The following is a 17,411-nucleotide window of genomic DNA, read 5'->3' as shown; positions in this document are numbered from 1 at the left end:
TCATCGGAAACTTTTCCCGCAAATATTTTGCAGGTTGACGACCCGAAGTTGTGCGTGCGTGCGGCCGTCTGCCCCGAGTAGCAAGGAATTGCGGCCCGCGAGCCGCGCCAGAGCATACGATTGCGCGAGACGAACTGTCACCACGATAGTGTCACGACTTAAAAATGCGTCGTGTATAACTCTGTTACATCAATTGCAGACCGCAACAACGCTTTCTGACGTCGCGGTATTTGTAACGCGTTCAACGGAATCGGCCAATAGCACCCGAATTTAGGCCGAAGGCGATCCGGTGCCTTTGGTGGGGACTATGCTTCAGTGCAACATGGATGCAAAAGCTGTTGTTGCGAACGCGTCAGTTCCTGAGAGCTGACGCGGAGTAGTTTACTTTTAGGGCGCGTCCGATGCGGTGAGGAGAGCGTGTCAGATCATTGACTTCTACGAGCATTCGATTGCCTTCTGGACTTCAAGTCATGAAGGTGTAAAGCCCCGGTTGCAGGGAGCCAACCTGCATAGAGAGAGGTACACGCCATATCAGGCGAAACCGTCTTCTCAGCGACCTGTGGGGCCTGCGTAGGACCTTCTTGACGCTGGTCTCCGGTTGTCGCGACACCGCGGCGTCGACATCACCGATGCCAGCCGTTCAATATGTCCCAGCTCGTTCAAAAGTTGGGGCATCCACTTGTTCGAAAAAAATGGAAGAGACAAATCTTTCTGACTTTCAGTCAGCGTGACTATTGGTAGTACGAATTAACACGAGTTGTTGTTGGATGTGTACAAGGAATTCATATCGTGATGAATGAAGCAATGCGCCTCCGGGCAGATCTGAAATTGCGCCGGAGGTGAAGCGCGCGCTCTGCATCGTCTGGACTGCGCTCAAGAAGTCCTGAGAGCGGGTCCTAAACCTGATGCGAGCCAGCAGAAACTCCAGGGCGGCGTTGGGCGGGTGCTGCATCCGATTTGGCCGGCGCCGCTTCCAGATTGCGAAACACCGGTGCCGCGGATCGGTACCGAACCATGACATCGCCCATCGAACTTGGAAGGATCACACCGTTGGATTATTACCCTTCGAATTCGCTCCCCTTTGCCGCCAACGTAGAGCGCAGTCAACTCAGCGTGAGCGGAATGCTCAATCTGATGCGAGACCACGTCTGGGAGATTCTGGCCGCGACGGCGATTGTCTCTATGCTGGCGGTGGGTTATCTGCTTATCGCCACGCCGATCTACTCTGCCGACGTCCTCGTGCGCGTAGATCCGCCAGAACCGAATGCGCTCGGCCTCGCAATACAGAGTCAGGAGGCGCTTCCTCCGCCTGCGCCGTCGCCGGTTACCGAAATGGCCGTCATGCGGACTCGTTCGGTACTGGAGCCGGTGATCGAGAAATACCGGTTCGACGTTACCGTGACGCCGCACAAGATTCCGCTGCTGGGCGATATCGCGGAAAAATTCGCCACCCCTGGTGAGCCGGCTGGAGCATGGTTTGGATTGAAGACGTTCGCATGGGGAGGAGAACGCGTTCAGATCGGTGCGCTGGACGTTCCAAAGGATCTCGAGGAAGAGAAATTGACCTTGATTGCCCTTGATGGTGGCGCGTATGAGTTGCGTGGTCCTTCTGGTCAGGTTCTGGTCAAAGGGACGGTGGGTGCGACCGCGAAGGGAAACGACGTTTCAATGCTGGTGAAGCAATTGATCGCGCGACCGGGCACGGAATTCCAGGTCATTCGCTGGAATTCAATTGACGCCATCAAGCGCTTTGACAACGTAGTGAAAGTTGGCGATAAGGTTAAGGACTCGGGTCTGCTTCAAATAGAGTATTCGGATACGAGTCGCGACAAGGCCACCGAAGTCGCCGACGCGCTAGGAAAGCAATACCTTGCAGCTGCCGTTGCCAGCCGGCAGCTCAACGACACGACCACTCTCGCGTTCATTAACGGCGAGCTTCCCCGTTTGCTCGCGGATCTCAGGAAGTCCGAGGAAGCGCTCAAGCGTTTCAGAGCGACGTCCCAGTCCATGCAGCCGACTACCGAGGCGCAATCCTACCTCCAGGGCGGGCTCGACCTTGATAAGCAAATCGCGGGTCTGCAACTACAGCGTACCCAACTGCTGGAGCGCTTCACGCCCGAGAGCCGCTGGGTGCAGAGCGTCGATAAACAACTCGAGCAGTTGAAAAGCGCGAAGGCGGAATTTGACGGCCGTTTTGGCAGCATGCCGGCATCTGAACGCGAAAGCGTCGATCTCGTCCGGGCCCAGAAGGTCGCGGAGACGATTTATCTAGGTATGGTCCAGAAAGCCGAGCAATTGCAGGTGCGGCGTGCGAGCACGACGGGAGGCGCGCATATCGTCGACGCTGCAGTCAGGCCGCACCGGCCCGTCAAGCCGAATCCCGCGCTCGTGCTGCCGGCCGGCGTGGTGCTCGGTATCGTGTCGGGCATCCTCCTGGTTTTCATGCGCCGTCACGTCATGATTGGAGTGACGGATCCGAAATACGTTGAACATCGATTCAGCGTGCCGGTGCTCGGCGAGATTCTATTCAGTCAACAGCAGGTGTTGCTCGACCGTAGCGCCCAGAATGGAGCACGCAAACCACTGCCGACCAGTGGAGGGCGAACTACGTTACCGTTCCAGCGAGCCACATCCGATATCCGGTTGCAGGGTGGCGCCAATGAGCTGGATCCATCTGGTTCCCTGCGTGCTGATGGCAACAGAGTCCTCGCGGCATGTTTTCCGAACGACCCCTCGGTCGAGGCGCTTCGCACTGTGCGCACCGCGGTGACGCGCGACCTTGCGCACGCGCGCAATAACATCCTGATGGTTATTGGTCCGACGCCGTCTGCGGGAAAGAGCTTTGTTGCGGCGAATCTGGCGATCCTGCATGCCGAGATCGGCTCGCGGGTCGTATTGGTAGACGCCGATATGCGTCGCGGCCACCTCGCGTCGTTTTTCGATCAGAACAACCGCGGCGGTCTCTCCGAAGTTCTCTCGGAGCGGATGGCGTTGCGTCATGCGCTGCGGCATACCGGCATAGACGGCCTGTCCTTCCTGTCATGCGGGGCGCGTCCGGAGAACCCCGCCGCGATGCTAATGAGGCCGCGCTTCAAGGATGTACTGGAGCAGCTCGTCAACCAGTTCGACCTGGTAATTGTGGATACGCCTCCGTTTCTCGCAGTCACTGACGCCTCCATCGTTGCCAGTGAGGCCGGCGCATCGCTACTTGTCTTGCGCTCGGGAATGCAAACCGAGCAGGAAATTGCCGACACGGTCAAGAAGTTGGAGCGCGCCGAGGGACGCATGGCAGGCGCGGTCTTCAATGGCATCCCGCTGCGGCGTAGTACCCGGTATTACGGGTATCCGACGAACTACGCCAGCGACTTTGGCGATCTCGAACCAACGCTGAAATGACCGGGTCGCAAGCGAGTAGCGACCGGATGTTCTGCAATTCGAAAAACGGAGAACCTGATGGCCTTCGCAATCAACGGAAAGTTCACCTCGCAGCAAATCACCGGTGTTCAAAGAGTTGCCTATGAACTAACGAGAGCCATGCAGATGCGCGCAAATCCTGGCGACGAACTGGAGGTTTTCGTGCCTGAAAACGCCATCGAACCGGGTGCGCTGCTTAAGCATCAAAGGCGCTTTCCGTGGCTGCGCGGCACACTTTGGGAGCAGATTACGCTTCCAATCGCCGCAAGGGGAATGACGCTTCTCAATCTCTGCAATACCAATCCGATCTTCAAGCGCGGCCAGGTCGTGATGGTCCACGACATGGCCGTCTATGACGTCCCGCAAGGGTTCTCGAAGAAGTTTCTGCTGTGGTACCGGATCTGCTTTTCCATACTGCCAAGGATGAAGCCGATGATCCTGACGGTATCGACATTTTCAAAAAGACGGATCTGTCATCACCTGAAGATCGATGAGGCGCGCGTCGCGGTCGTCCCGCCCGGCGCGGATCATCTGGATCGCGTTGTATCGAATCCCGCGACAGTGAGACGGCTTCATCTTGTGAAGGACGCGTACTGCATCATTGTCGGCAGCCTTGATCCGCGGAAGAATTTGCAATGCGCGTTAGAAGCCATCGATCAGCTCGAGCATTTCGGCAACGTCAAGTTCGTCGTTGTCGGAGGCAAGAATCCGCGTATCTTCAATAGCGAAAGTATTGGGCGAACGGCGCACTCGAAACAGGTCGTGTGGACGGGATTTGTCTCAGATGGTGAATTGAAAGCGCTTTATGAGAATGCTGGCTGCCTCGTCTTTCCCTCCCTGTACGAAGGATTCGGGCTGCCGCCGCTCGAGGCGATGTACTGTGGCTGCCCGGTGATCGCCTCTTCGCGTACTTCGATACCGGAAGCGTGTGGGGATGCCGCTATGTATTGCGACGCGAGCTCCGCTCAGGACATCGCCGAAAAGGTTTCTTTGATGATGTCCGACGACGGGCTACGGCAACGCTATCGAACAAAGGGTCTGGTTCATGCACGGGAATATCAGTGGGAGCGCTCGGCGCAGAAAATTCTGGAGATTCTGTATGGCCAAACTGGCACCCGGCTGTCCGAGCTTGCGCCCAGCGCGTCGGTGAGCTAGCGAATGCTGGTGGGCAGGCTTATGTTTCGGACCGGTTGCGGTGCCGGCAGGCGGCGGGCGTTGCGGACACTGGCAGCGCTCGCGGGGGCTGTCCTGCCGATGACGCGAGCGAAGACCTCGTTTGCGCTGCCGGCCGATTCCCGCACGCACGATGCCACCGGGCGCAGGATCACTGAATTGATCGGGACAAACGGCTGGCCCGGATCGGCTAGAGACATTCAGATGTGGCGCGAGATGGGCATCAGCTGGGGGCGCGGCTCTGTGGGACCTGGACAACCTGATTCGCCCGGCGAAGTCATGCGCGTCGACAGGACAGGCTCTGAATTTGACAGCGATCTGCCGTCGGTTCTGATCCGAAACAACCGGAACGGGATCGGATCTCTCCTGTTGCTCGGCTATACGCCTACGTGGAATGCGAGCGTGCCGGGGGACTCGAATTCGGCACCCGTGGATGTGGAGGCGTGGAAACGATATGTCGAAGCGGTCGTCCGCAAGTACTCCGCACCGCCTTATAACCTGCGCTACTTCCAGATATGGAACGAGGCGGCCGGCAAGCTGTCCGGGGGATTGCCTCAGGCCACGTTCTGGCACGGCCCGGATTTCAACGTCGACAAGAAGCGCTCAGCGCCCTATGAGCGCGCCATGCAGGACTACGTTGAACGAATCCATATCCCGGCGGCACGAATAATCCGCCGTTACGGGGCCTATGTTGTCTACGGTGGATGGCCGGATCAGGGGGGGCTTGCCAATTTCAGCAAATGGCTGGAGTACAGGAGCCCCGTCTTGAAGGAGCGGATGCTCGATTGGGTCGACTACCTCGACACGCATTACCTCGCTGTCGCCGATCTCGATTCGCTTTATCAGCAATACGTTAGGAATGGTCCCGCTCGCGGTATATGGCAAACGGAAATCGGTGACGCCTACATGAAGGATGTGCACTATTTGCCGCGCTATTTTTTTGACTTTGCAGTGTGGGCGCTCGATCGGAACTGGACCGACGCGGACAAGTATCTCTCCATGGTCTATCACTGGGATGGCTACGAACCGTTCCGTCTTACACATCGGGGGCCGCCTCACAGGACGTACAACGTATCGGGGAAAAGTCTGATCGTGCTTCGTAAGACCGTTGCCGGCTCGCTTGCAAGTTTTTCGAAACCGTTGAAGTTCGGTACAGGTGTATCTGGAAGTGCACTACTTTCCGGCCAAGACATCGTGCTTCAGTTGAGCGCGGACGCGGGCTGGCGAACGGTCACTGCGTCCGGGATCAAACCGCCGCCGTCGCGCCGTGCAAATGTCGAGTTGATCGACGCACTGACTGGCCTGCGGAGTTCTCGTGACGATGTCAGTCTGACGTGGGAGGGCGAAAACATGAACATTCGATTCAAGGTGCCAAGTCGCGTCAATGGTCCGGACAACGATCCACCGAAGCACCTCGCTTATGTCGTTGTCCATACTCAATCGTAGCAATTCAGACAGGCGGGAGGCGCTGCGCAATGGGTGTGCGGGGTGTGCGTTGCGTGCTTGCTGCGGGAATTGTCAGTTTCACTGTCGGCGGATTCACACTGACCGACCCTTTTAGATAGCGTCTAGACACCATGAACCAAGCCACCGTTGTCATCTGCAACTACAACTACGAGCACTATCTGGCCACGGCGATTGACTCTGCGCTCGAGCAGGACCATCCGGGAACACGTGTGATTGTCGTCGACGATGGTTCGACCGACGGGTCGCGCGCAATCATTGAAAGATATGGGGCGCGCATCGTGTCGATTTTCAAGGAAAACGGCGGTCAGGTATCCGCTTACAATCGTGCGATTTCGATTCTCGAGACCGAATATGTGATCTTCCTCGATTCGGATGACGTCCTGTATCCGGGCGCCGTATCCGAAGTGATGCGGATCTTCGATGACGGTGATCGGACGAAGGTGCAGTTTCGCCTGGACGTCATGGACGTGATGGGAAAGCCAACTGGCGCCTATGTGCCGCACACCGAGCCGCCTGCCAATTGCGGCGCGCTGTTGCGGGGCGGGTGGCTGTATCCATCGCCGCCGGCGTCGGGAAATGCGTATCGTGTGAGCGCGCTAAGGCACATTTTTCCGGTTCCGGAGGAGAATGTAAATCGCTACGGAGCGGACTTCTACGCCATCTACGGTACGGCTTTATTAGGTCCTGTCGCGACCGTCACGAGATCGCTAGGGGGCTATCGTGTGCATAACTCGGTCGGCTCTACTGCGTCGTTCGCTAACTCGGAGAAAATCTCCAAGGCCCCGAAAGCCCTCAGTATGCGGTGGGCGATATTGAGGGACATTGCACGTTCCCGGCTGCAGATCGAGCTTCCGGTGTCATTTCATGATTTTGCTCATGAGAAGGCTGGCTTCTGCGCGGCCGTTTACGGCGCGCCGCTTTTAACACGGTGGCGCTGGATGTTCCGGGAGTCTCGCGGGTATTTGCATACGATCGTCGCCAACCCATTCTGGAGTCTAAAGAAGAAGCTCGGCACTCTCGCTTTATCAAGTCTGTGTCTCGTACCGTACTCGCCACTTTCTGACTTTGTGGTTCGTTACATAACCAACCCGCTTGCCCGTCGTCGCACGGTCGAGCGCTAAGTCCAGAACGCGTGTCGATCCGGTTCAAAGGGGAACAGTATGGATAAACGAGAGAACGCTAACATCATTGCGTTTGTCTACGGCGGGTATGTGATGAGATACGTTTATCTCATCATTGTGGTGCCGTTCTACGGCAGGATTCTTGGTGTGGCCGAATATGGTCGCGTCCTGGCGTCGATGTCACTAATGAACGTGATATGGATGCTCGTAAGCTACGGATTCACCTTCGTCGGCATGCGCGAAGTATCGAACGCGAAATCGGCTGAAGAATGCAATGCCATCTACTCCTTGCATGTAAGTGCGCGTCTTTTGCTGGGGCTGGCGGGTGGATGTGTCGGCATTGTTGCCACGATGTATTCACCCACATTGGCGGAACGACCCGTCATCGGTCTGCTGGCGACCCTGCTGGGTATTGTCTCCGCTTTGAATCTCGGGTGGCTGTTTCAGGGGCGTCAGCACTTTCGAACGCCCATCATGATCGAAGTTTTCGGCTTCGCCTTGAGCCTCGTGCTGGTTCTGAATCTGGTGAGAGGGCCGAAGGACTCCGTATGGGTGCTTGGGAGCCTGTTGATCGCTGGCGTGGCATCTCTTGCGATTTCATACGGTCTCACAACCGCTCAACTGGGGTTGCCGCGTCTCAGGTTAGCCGGAATCGTTCCGCTCCTGCGAAGCTCGACAATGCTCTTCTGTTATTCGTCGGGATCGGTCGTCCTCACGGCGTCGTCGACCTACCTGCTGACTCTCTTGTCCACCCCCGCTCAGGTGGGCTACTTCGGCGCCGCCGAACGCTTCGCAACAATCGGGCTCAGCCTGATGGGGCCGGCGTCGCAAGTGTTCATTCCCACGATTTCCCGGCAACTCGCGCAAGGAGACAGGGACGGTGCGCACGCCACTACCCGGCGAGGCGCAACGTTGCTGATGGGTTATGGACTATTGATCCTATGCGGCGCGCTAACGTTGTCGCCTTTCCTGCTGCCTTTGATACTGGGTGCCGCCTTCGAGCCGAGCGCTCGCGTCCTTCAGTGTTTCGCGTGGATGTTCCCGTTCGCTGCGTTTAACGAATTCGCCGCGTTCTACGTGTTCGTGCCGCGGAAGAAGGACCGGCTGCTTGCCGTCGTCGGAGTCGTGTCGGGTCTCGCCAATCTTGCAGCGGCACTTTTCCTCGCGCCTCGATATGGCGCAATTGGAATGGCATTCGCGCGGGTGATTGGTGAAGCAACGCTATCGGCATTGCTGATGGGCACCATGATTCGCCTGGAACTGTTTGGCCTGGTGCCGGGCGCCAAACGGGCGGTTGGGATGGTTCGGCTTGCATGGGGCGCACGGACTCAGGCGGGCACCGCAAAGGACGAGTGAATCATGTTTGTCGAACACGTAGGGTTTCGATCCTAATCTCACAGGAGGTCGAAGTGAAAGTTGCCATTGTTCACGATTGGCTAGTGGTTTCGGGTGGGGCAGAGAAGGTCCTGAAGAACATCATCGAATGCTTTCCGAAAGCGGACGTCTTCGCGATTGTGGATTTTATGGAAGATCGCGAGTGCCTGAAGGGCAAATCCGTCGAGACTTCATTTATCCAGAAGCTGCCCTTTGCCCACAAACGTTACCGCGCATACCTGCCTTTGATGCCGATCGCCATCGAACAAGTCGACCTGTCCGGCTACGATCTCGTCATTTCCAGCTCGCACGCGGTCGCGAAGGGTGTTCTCACCGGACCGAACCAGGTGCATGTCAGCTACGTTCATTCGCCTATTCGCTATGCCTGGGACTTGCAGCATCAATACCTCAGGGAGTCGCATCTGGCGAGGGGGCTCAAATCCGCGATGGCGCGCGTTCTGCTTCACTACATCCGGGGCTGGGATTCGCGCTCGGCGAACGGAGTCGATCACCTTGTCGCGAATTCGCAATTCATCGCCCGGCGGATCCGGAAAGCGTACCAACGTGAAGCGACGGTCATTTACCCACCGGTCGATTTGAAAAACATGACGATGTGCACGCAGAAGGACGACTTTTACGTTACGGCGTCGCGCATGGTGCCCTATAAGCGTATCGATCTGATCGTGCGGACCTTCTCGCAGACACCTGAGCGCCGGCTTGTGGTGATCGGAGACGGACCCGAGATGAAAAAGATCAAATCCATTGCCGGGGAAAACGTGACGATCCTGGGTCATCAATCGTCGGAAGTCCTTGTCGACCATTTACGGCGAGCCCGCGCGTTTGTGTTTGCGGCTGAGGAGGACTTCGGTATCTCGGTGGTGGAAGCTCAAGCATGTGGAACGCCGGTCATCGCGTTCGGCAGGGGCGGTGCGCTCGAGTCCGTTGTTGGTCTGCCGCTTGAAAGACCGACCGGCGTTTTCTTCGGGGAGCAGACGCCGGAAGCACTGCTGGAGGCGGTCATCCGATTTGAACACAATGCCAATCTGTTTGATCCGCGGCAATGTCGCAAGAACGCAGAGCGATTTTCGTCTGATAACTTCAAGGCGGCGTTGACGAATTTTATCGATTCCCGCATTCCATACGGCCACGTCGAACAGTTTCTTCCGAATCGGGTCAGCGAACAGGTGCTCACTGAGGAGCGTCATCTTGCCGACGTGGCTTCGTGAGAATAGACGCGATAGGCGATTCGACCGAGGCGAGCGAGGACGGAGGGCGCATGGCTGCGGAGTTCCGGCGAGCGCGTCTCAATGAGATGTTGCAGCGGCGCTTTGTGTCCATAGGCGAGCGTCGCGACAAGCAGAAGGCTGATGGTCGACCAGACAGGCCGGAAGCGCTCAAACTGGATGCCAGTAGTGGCCCGTAAGAATATCGCGGCCACAAGTACGCCTAAAACCCAGCCGGTGACCACTTCGGGCAGCGAATGCGAGTGGCCCACGACTCGGGAAATGCCGGTCAGGAGCCCAATGGCCATGCCGGCGACTATGCCTGGTATCGGCGGTTGACGCCACCACTTCAATTGAAGGGTGTTCGTCACAATCCATACTGAAGTCGACAGCATGGTGTGTCCGCTAACGACGCGGAAATCCGAACTCGGGATGGATAGGCCCCACCCGGCGTAGATGATCTTGGTTGCGCCAACCAGAGCCATGCCGGCGGCCAGTGCGCCGATCCATCGGCATGCCAGGCGGAGATCGAATAGCGCGATCCAGCCGGCGCAGATAGCGGCCACGGGTAGCGTGATGGCGGCGTCGCCCAGGTTGGTGAACACGGTCCACATAGGATTCTCTCTTCTTCGCTGATCTTCAGCTGACACAGCGAGACTGATGCGCAACCTGTTCGCACCGTATCAGACCGGCGCGAACAGGCTGTCAGGATGGGATACGCCCGCGTGGCCCGTGCCGATACTGTTCAGGCGCGATTGCGGTGATTGACCGCGAGGCCAGTAACAGGGAGATGACGAGAGAAAGAATCAGAACATTCGATGGCGAGACTAGCCGATGTTCTGTCGCCGCCATCACAAGAAGGCAAACAGACGATATCTCGACAAATCTGAAGGCGGCGAAGTTCCGTCCTTGTGCAATCAGTGCGGCCGCGGCCGCACCTTGCTTGCTCCACTCAACCAGTTTCCAGTAGAAACTCAGCATCAGAAAGAGGCCGATCACGCCGAGTTCCGCGAGAATGTTCAGGTAGGAGTTGTGAGCATGGGAGTCGCTATGTTCGATGACAACATCTGAAGGTATGCCCAGGAGGTTGAAGTAGGAGACTACGCTGCCGATATGGTCGTCGAACGAACCGAATCCGAGCCCGACGATTGGGCTTTGCAGGAAGTAAGTAAGAGCCCGCGGCCACAGCCATTCATATCGAATGTCCAGATTGGCGACTTTGGCATCCTGATTGTGAATGGAGAAGGTATAGCCCATGTAGTCGACCGTCGGGTCGGTATGGTAGACAGCCATCGCAATGGAGCCCACGACGAGGCAGGCCATCAAGGTCGCCAGTATCCAGCGTTTGCGGCCGAAGTAGAGATAGGGAAGGATTGCAAGGGCACCCAGCAATGACCCTCTGCTATACGTGGAGAAGAGCATCAGTGCGTTGATGCCAAGCTGCGCCAGAAGCAGGTTGCTGCGCTTCTGCAGGTAGCATGCCACGCCCAGGCAAAACAGCATGGCAAAGAAGCCTCCCGCCGCGTTGCGAGCGATGAAGAAGCTGCCGAAACTGTCGTCCGGATGGGTGAAAATGCTCAGCAACCCGGTCTCTAGAATGTAGTAAGCGTAAAGCGGTATGTTGATTGCCACCGCGAACACGAAAAACGCACGGAGAACTTTGTTCAGGTCCCAGCGGTGCGCGTAGAGGCAACCGGCAAAAATGGGTGCATACGAGATGAAGAAATTACCGTCGCGCCGATAGAAGTCAAACTCGGTGAATGATCGAGGGTCGTAAAGCAATGTCGAGACCACCGCCAGAAGCGTGAACGCGGTGAGCGGTGTGATGAATGCAGGATAGCTTCTTCCGAAGAAACGCCATGAGCAGAAGACGAGGGGTACGAACCCCACCGCGCTAACGGGTACCAGATTGGTGACAGTCAGGAATAGCGCAAATAACGATATGTAAGCCATTGCGGGTTCCATAAACGAACATCAGACAGTCTTTGACGACCAGCCTGTGCCATAAAAAATACGCGAGAGATCCGACACAGCACGCCAGAACTGTACTGACTATGGACAACATCGGAATCCTACCTTTGTGATTGCGACAATGCCGCGTTCACACGAAGGTACCACGTGTAGAAGTTGATTTCCAAGTTGCCCGTCATTTGTCGGAGCGGAAAGCAGGGGTATTCGCTGCGTTTGGGGCATGGGTCCGACGTGCGTGGCCAAAACCTCAACGGTTCGCGCCAGAAATGCCGTGCTGCAGCGTATCGCGTCTATGATTTATCACATCGAGTACAGCCGTTGCGGCCTCTGCTCGCCAGCAGAACGTCGACGTGTGTCGTTCATTTTGCTTGCGATGGAGTCGCGGTCTGTCCATGGCAGCGGTGACGGGCACGGATCGAAATCGATCCGCCGTTACCGCGTTGGTCCTCTGCTGCCTCAGACGGAACGGCTGGTCATGTCCGTTGACACGGACGTCATGTCACTAATCAAGTGAAGAGACATCGGCGCAGGAATTGCTCTCGGGCATGAACATGAGCGTCCGGGATCGGGCTGCATTGAAGAGGAGTTTTGAATGAGCAAGGTGACGGTTGGGGCAGGCGAGACAGATATTGCGATTATCAATGAAGCGTTCGTGGATAGTCCGCGACTCGTGCAAGTGATTCTCGCCGGCGGATCCGGGACTCGCCTGTGGCCAGTGTCGCGCGAGCAGTTTCCCAAGCAGCTGATCGGCGTGATCGACAACCAGACTTTGCTGCAAGCCACGATGGGTCGGATGAAAGGCTTTGCCGGCAAGTGGGATGTCGCGCCGGAACCCGTGATCGTTTGTGGCGCGGAGCATTACTTTGTCACTTGCGAACAGGCTCGCGAAAGCGGGATGAATGCGCACATCGTGGTGGAGCCAACTCGCCGGGATACCGCGCCCGCTCTAACTCTGGCTGCGCTGACCACATGCAGTGATGGTCGGGACGCCATATTGGTCGCTATGCCCGCAGACCATGCTATTACGGATCTGGCAGCGCTTCATGATGCGATCGCTGTCGCAGCCGGCTATGCGCAAGCCGGCGCGATCGCGACGCTCGGTGTTCCGCCGAGCCGCGCCGATACTGGCTTCGGTTATATCCGCCTGGGCAGCGCGTTGCGCGATGGTGCTTATCAGATCGAGCGTTTCGTGGAGAAACCCGCCGCGGAACTTGCTGCTCAATATGTCGGCGCTGGCAATTACTGGTGGAACAGCGGCATGTTCGTGGTTCGTTCGTCGGTATGGCTTGCCGCCATTGAGCGCTTCCAGCCAGAGATGTACGCCGCTTGTGTTCAAGCCTATGAAAGCGCCCGGAAAGCAGATGGTTGCGTCGTCCCCGATGAGGCGGAGTTCCAGCGATCGCCATCCGATTCGATTGATTACGCGGTCATGGAACATCTTGGCAAGCCCGACTCTCCGTGCATGGGAGTAGTCGTGCCGCTTGAAGCGGGTTGGTCCGATCTCGGCTCCTGGGATGCGGTCTGGGAGGCGATGGAAAAGGATGAGTCAGGTAATGCATCGAGCGGTCGCGTGTTGTTCGAAGGGGCAACGGCAACTTACGCGCGCTCTCAAGGCGGAAGGCTGCTGGCGTGTGTCGGCACCAACGACCTGGTCGTGGTGGAGACTGACGACGCCGTGCTCGTCGCCGACCGCTCGCACGTGCAGGACATCAAGGGCCTCGTGTCGCGCATCAAGCGGGACAAGTCTCCCGAAGCCGACGCGCACAGAAAGGTCCGCCGGCCCTGGGGCTTCTACGATTCGATCGATCACGGCGACCGTTTCCAGGTCAAGCGAATCGTCGTGAATCCGGGCGCGCGGCTGTCTTTGCAAATGCATCACCACCGCGCCGAGCATTGGGTCGTCGTGAGCGGAACAGCGCTCGTCACTCGCGGAGAAGAACAGTTCCTTCTGGGAGAGAACGAATCGGCGTACATCCCGCTGGGCGTGCGTCACCGTCTCGAGAATCCCGGGTGGGTCCCGCTTCAGATCATCGAGGTTCAATCGGGAACCTATCTTGGCGAAGACGACATCGTGAGATTCGACGACAAATATGGGCGGTGCGGCTAACCGGCCGTGGCGGACTCGTGCGCGCTCCTGGAGGACTGCAATGCGATTGATTACAGGTTTACTGGCGAGATTGTTCGACGTTGCGATGATTTTGGCGGGTGCCGTCGTGGCCTCGCAATTCCGCTTCGACGATGTCTCGCAGCGAAGTTTCTATCTGGCGTTTGTAGCGTTCGCGGCGGCGTTTTCGCTTGCCGTGTTCCCGGCGCTCGGTGTTTACGAATCATGGCGCGGCCGTTCCAAGAGAGCGCTTGTAGGGCACGTCGCACTCGGCTGGCTAGTCGTGCAAGCCTGTGCAATGGCGTTGATGTTCTCGCTACACTGCATCGACTTCGTCTCTCGTCTCTGGTTTGCGTATTGGACCGGCATTTCTGGCGCTGCGATGATGGCCGGGCGGATGATCTCACATGTCCTGCTCGGGCGCGTGAGAAACGCCGGGCTGGATTTGCAGCAAGTTGCGGTTGCCGCATGCGGGGAACACTGCGACGAGATTATTCGCAAGATGGAAGCGGCGCCCGCAGCCGGCTTCCGCCCAAAGGCGCTCTATAACCTGCGGCCTGGCAACACGGCCAGAACCAGGGGCAGGACCACGACGTCCGTGCAGGTTTTTGAAGATCATGCGGCGTTCGCCCGGTACGTTCGCGAACAGAACATCGGTGAAGTCTGGTTGGCGTTGCCGCTGACCGAAGAGCGCGCGATTCTCAAGCTTGTCGACGAGTTTCGCAATGACCTGATCAACATCCGTTTCATGCCCGATGTGCGTGCGTTGGCACTTTTTGAAGGAGGCGTAACAGACCTGCTGGGCTTTCCGACGATCAACCTGGCTGCATCGCCGTTGCCGCCCAATGCGATGGTGAAGAAGGAGCTATTCGATCGTCTTTTTGCGCTGGCTGCATTGCTCGCAGTGTCGCCAATCCTGCTTGTATGTGCGATCGCAGTGAAGCTGAGTTCACGCGGACCGGTATTCTTCAAGCAATCCCGGAAAGGGGCCGACGGGCGGGTCTTCACGATTTACAAATTTCGCACGATGCGCCTGCATGAGCAGAAGCAGGGAATTCTCGAACAGGCCACGCGCGGCGACCCACGTATCACTCCCGTGGGTGGATTCCTTCGCCGCACCAGCCTGGATGAATTGCCCCAATTCTTCAACGTGCTACGCGGCGACATGTCGGTGGTCGGACCGCGTCCTCACGCGCTTGAACACGACGATCTCTATCAGAACATTGTTTTGGGTTACATCCATCGCTATCGCATCAAGCCTGGCATCACCGGATGGGCGCAGATAAATGGCTTCCGCGGCGAAACGGATCGCATTGAGAAGATGGAGGGCCGCGTAGCACACGATCTGTATTACCTCCGGAACTGGTCATTCAGGCTTGATGTGAAGATCATCTTTGCGACTGTATTCAAAGGGCTGCATCATCCTAACGCCTACTGATGCCTTAGATTGAGGCCCCGGGTCGAGCACGCGGGGAAAATCCGCACTGACAATGGCAACCTGCTTCATTGCGTCATGAGGCCTGTTTGAAATGGAACAAACTTTGCTCAAGCTGGAGGGATCAGAGGTCGGCGACTTGGGAGCCGTACGGAGTCCGGAAGTGGGCGAAAGGCTGTGGTGCGTCCATATCGAAGGCCTTAACGACTTCATTGCCACCCGTTCTCAGGAGGCGGCTCTGCGGGAGGCGTTGGCCATCAACGCGTATCTGGACAGGTTCGAGGACGGCCAGCGCGGGACGGTCGCGCGAGCTGCGGTAGTCGTCGAATGGCCGCATACACCGGCGGGTCATGCGCGTTCTCTGGAGGAGGACTGGGAGGATCTGCAACATATGGTGCACAGACAACCGGACGCCAAGGCGCGCAGGAGCGTATTGAGCAACATAGCGCGACGGGTTAAAGAACTTATACAACGGACGGCGCGCGGTATTTGATCGCGGTATTTGATCAATAACCGCCCTCAACCGCAACGACACCTCTTCACCCGGCTTGCCCAAGCGCATCGATCGCGGAACCCAGGCAAGCGGAAAACTGCTCGATCGCGCGTTGCTGATGTTGTGTGCCTCGCTGCACGAGGCCGATTTCACGGTTGAACGTGTCTTCTCCCAAAGACAGCGCGACGACATTCTCCGGCAAGTGAAGCGCGGCAGCCTCGGGAACCAGCGAAATTCCCACGCCGTGCGAGACGAGCCCCACGATCCCCTGCAGTTCATCCAGTTCGACCACGTCGTGCACCGTGACCCGGATCCTTCTCAGGAAACGATCGACGAGCCGGCCACCGAAGGAATTCCGGTCGTACCTCACAAAGGGTTCCGTCTTGAGCAGCGTGCGCCATGGCTGATCCGCCAGCTCGCGGGGAACCAGCAGCGCAAAGGCTTCGGTAATCAAGGTGCGCCACTGCAACTCGGCGGGCAACGCGAATGGCGGTTTGATGATCACCGCGATATCCACCTCGCCCGAGTCCACCTGCGTCAGCAGATTGAGCGACACGCCGGGAACGACGCGAATTCTCCATCCGGGCGAATGCTGACGGAACTGCTGAATCGCGCTGATGAGAAACGACGCTTGCGCCGATGCAATGGCGCCGATGCGCAGGATGCCCGAGCGCTCCGCGTCGCCGCCTTTCTCCGCCAGCCGCGCGTAAGCGGACAAGACATCTTCGGCCAGTTTGACCGTTTGTTTGCCGGCTTCGTTGAGCGTCGCGGAGCGGCCCGTTCGATCGAAGAGCGCGAAACCAAGGTCTTCTTCCAGCCGTTGAATTTGCGCGGAGACGGCCGATTGCGTCAGCCCGATATGCGAGCCGGCGCTCGCAAAGGTGCCGTAGCGCACGACAGCCAGGAAGGTCTTCAGCTCTCGCATCATGGGTCGATTGATTCGATCGATTGATCGAAATTATTGTTGCTGAGGGTAAAAATATATCGCTTTTTCGCTATTTTTGTCATCCCTAGACTGCTTCTCATGGTGTGGCCTCCGGGTCGTTCCAGCACGGCGGGATGGCGCGGTTGCGCGCCCGTCGCCGGCTCAATCATTCAACTTATATCGGTCCGACCATGAGCGACACGACTGCCGTCATCTCTCCTTTTCACCTCGCATTTCCGGTTCACAGCATCTCCGCGGCGCGCGAATTCTATGGCGATCTGCTGGGCTGTCCGGAAGGCCGCAGCGCCGCCGACTGGGTGGACTTCAATTTTTACGGTCATCAGATCGTGGCCCATCTGGCGCCGGGAGAAGCCGGTCACCGCACGACCAGTGCAGTAGACGGCGACGCCGTGCCGGTCCGGCACTTCGGCGTCGTGCTGCCGATGGAGCAGTGGCACGCCGCGTCGAACCGGCTGAGCGCGGCCGGCATCGACTTCATCATCGAGCCTCACATCCGTTTCAAGGGCGAAGTGGGCGAACAGGCCACGATGTTCTTCCTCGACCCGTCGGGCAACGCGCTTGAAATCAAGGCGTTTGCCAATATCGAGTCGCTGTTCGCGAAGTAAGCGTTCAGCCGTGTATTCGCTTCCCGAATGACGGCACTGCTTATCGCGCCGCTCATTGCGTCGAATCTGCCCCGCAGCCGGATCA

Annotated in this window: 13 protein-coding genes; 10 read left to right on the top strand and 3 right to left on the bottom strand. The window is 57.8% G+C overall.

All coding sequences use genetic code 11. The annotated features are described in order from the left end of the window. The first annotated feature begins 1,122 nt into the window (after positions 1-1,122). From AC07WT_RS35375 to AC07WT_RS35350, 6 genes are all read left to right on the top strand, one after another. Positions 1,123-3,396, top strand: coding sequence for a polysaccharide biosynthesis tyrosine autokinase (locus AC07WT_RS35375; RefSeq protein ID WP_494951124.1), 2,274 nt, complete (start codon positions 1,123-1,125; stop codon positions 3,394-3,396). A 57-nt stretch (positions 3,397-3,453) separates the two neighbouring features. After that, entirely contained in the window at positions 3,454-4,569 is a 1,116-nt protein-coding gene (locus tag AC07WT_RS35370; protein WP_494950548.1) for a glycosyltransferase family 4 protein, read from the top strand. Positions 4,570-4,590: 21 nt separating this feature from the next. Beyond that, on the top strand, positions 4,591-6,033 hold the full coding sequence (locus AC07WT_RS35365; protein WP_494951123.1) for a hypothetical protein: 1,443 nt from the start codon (positions 4,591-4,593) through the stop codon (positions 6,031-6,033). A 131-nt stretch (positions 6,034-6,164) separates the two neighbouring features. Further along, entirely contained in the window at positions 6,165-7,175 is a 1,011-nt protein-coding gene (locus tag AC07WT_RS35360) for a glycosyltransferase family A protein (protein WP_494950547.1), read from the top strand. A 39-nt stretch (positions 7,176-7,214) separates the two neighbouring features. Then, positions 7,215-8,531: a lipopolysaccharide biosynthesis protein gene (locus AC07WT_RS35355; protein ID WP_494950546.1), complete on the top strand. Its 1,317-nt coding sequence runs from the start codon at positions 7,215-7,217 to the stop codon at positions 8,529-8,531. A gap of 53 nt (positions 8,532-8,584) precedes the next feature. Next, complete coding sequence (locus AC07WT_RS35350) at positions 8,585-9,775, top strand: glycosyltransferase family 4 protein (protein ID WP_494950545.1); 1,191 nt, start codon at positions 8,585-8,587, stop codon at positions 9,773-9,775. Here the strand turns inward: AC07WT_RS35350 and AC07WT_RS35345 are convergent. Further along, complete coding sequence (locus AC07WT_RS35345; RefSeq protein ID WP_494950544.1) at positions 9,751-10,386, bottom strand: phosphatase PAP2 family protein; 636 nt, start codon at positions 10,384-10,386, stop codon at positions 9,751-9,753. The two genes, AC07WT_RS35350 and AC07WT_RS35345, sit on opposite strands and share 25 nt — an antisense overlap. A 91-nt stretch (positions 10,387-10,477) precedes the next feature. Next, the gene (locus tag AC07WT_RS35340; protein ID WP_494950543.1) at positions 10,478-11,725 is read right to left on the bottom strand and encodes an O-antigen ligase family protein; all 1,248 of its coding nucleotides are present in this window, start codon (positions 11,723-11,725) and stop codon (positions 10,478-10,480) included. A gap of 610 nt (positions 11,726-12,335) precedes the next feature. Between AC07WT_RS35340 and AC07WT_RS35335 the strand changes: the two genes are divergently transcribed. The 3 genes from AC07WT_RS35335 to AC07WT_RS35325 all read left to right on the top strand — a co-directional run bounded on the left by AC07WT_RS35335 (position 12,336) and on the right by AC07WT_RS35325 (position 15,775). After that, on the top strand, positions 12,336-13,850 hold the full coding sequence (locus AC07WT_RS35335) for a mannose-1-phosphate guanylyltransferase/mannose-6-phosphate isomerase (RefSeq protein WP_494950542.1): 1,515 nt from the start codon (positions 12,336-12,338) through the stop codon (positions 13,848-13,850). Positions 13,851-13,890: 40 nt separating this feature from the next. Beyond that, entirely contained in the window at positions 13,891-15,285 is a 1,395-nt protein-coding gene (locus AC07WT_RS35330; RefSeq protein WP_494950541.1) for an undecaprenyl-phosphate glucose phosphotransferase, read from the top strand. A gap of 91 nt (positions 15,286-15,376) precedes the next feature. Then, positions 15,377-15,775: a hypothetical protein gene (locus tag AC07WT_RS35325; RefSeq protein ID WP_494950540.1), complete on the top strand. Its 399-nt coding sequence runs from the start codon at positions 15,377-15,379 to the stop codon at positions 15,773-15,775. 46 nt (positions 15,776-15,821) lie between these two features. Here the strand turns inward: AC07WT_RS35325 and AC07WT_RS35320 are convergent, their stop codons facing one another. Continuing rightward, positions 15,822-16,703 carry a LysR family transcriptional regulator gene (locus tag AC07WT_RS35320; RefSeq protein WP_492594939.1) on the bottom strand — a complete coding sequence of 294 codons (882 nt, stop codon included), beginning with the start codon at positions 16,701-16,703 and terminating at the stop codon, positions 15,822-15,824. Between the two features lie 188 nt (positions 16,704-16,891). Between AC07WT_RS35320 and AC07WT_RS35315 the strand changes: the two genes are divergently transcribed. Beyond that, complete coding sequence (locus AC07WT_RS35315) at positions 16,892-17,326, top strand: VOC family protein (RefSeq protein WP_492594940.1); 435 nt, start codon at positions 16,892-16,894, stop codon at positions 17,324-17,326. The last annotated feature ends 85 nt before the right edge of the window (positions 17,327-17,411 follow it).

The sequence above is a fragment of the Paraburkholderia sp. GW821-FHT02A12 genome, from assembly GCF_059422005.1.
This window is presented reverse-complemented; position numbering and strand designations above follow the sequence as displayed.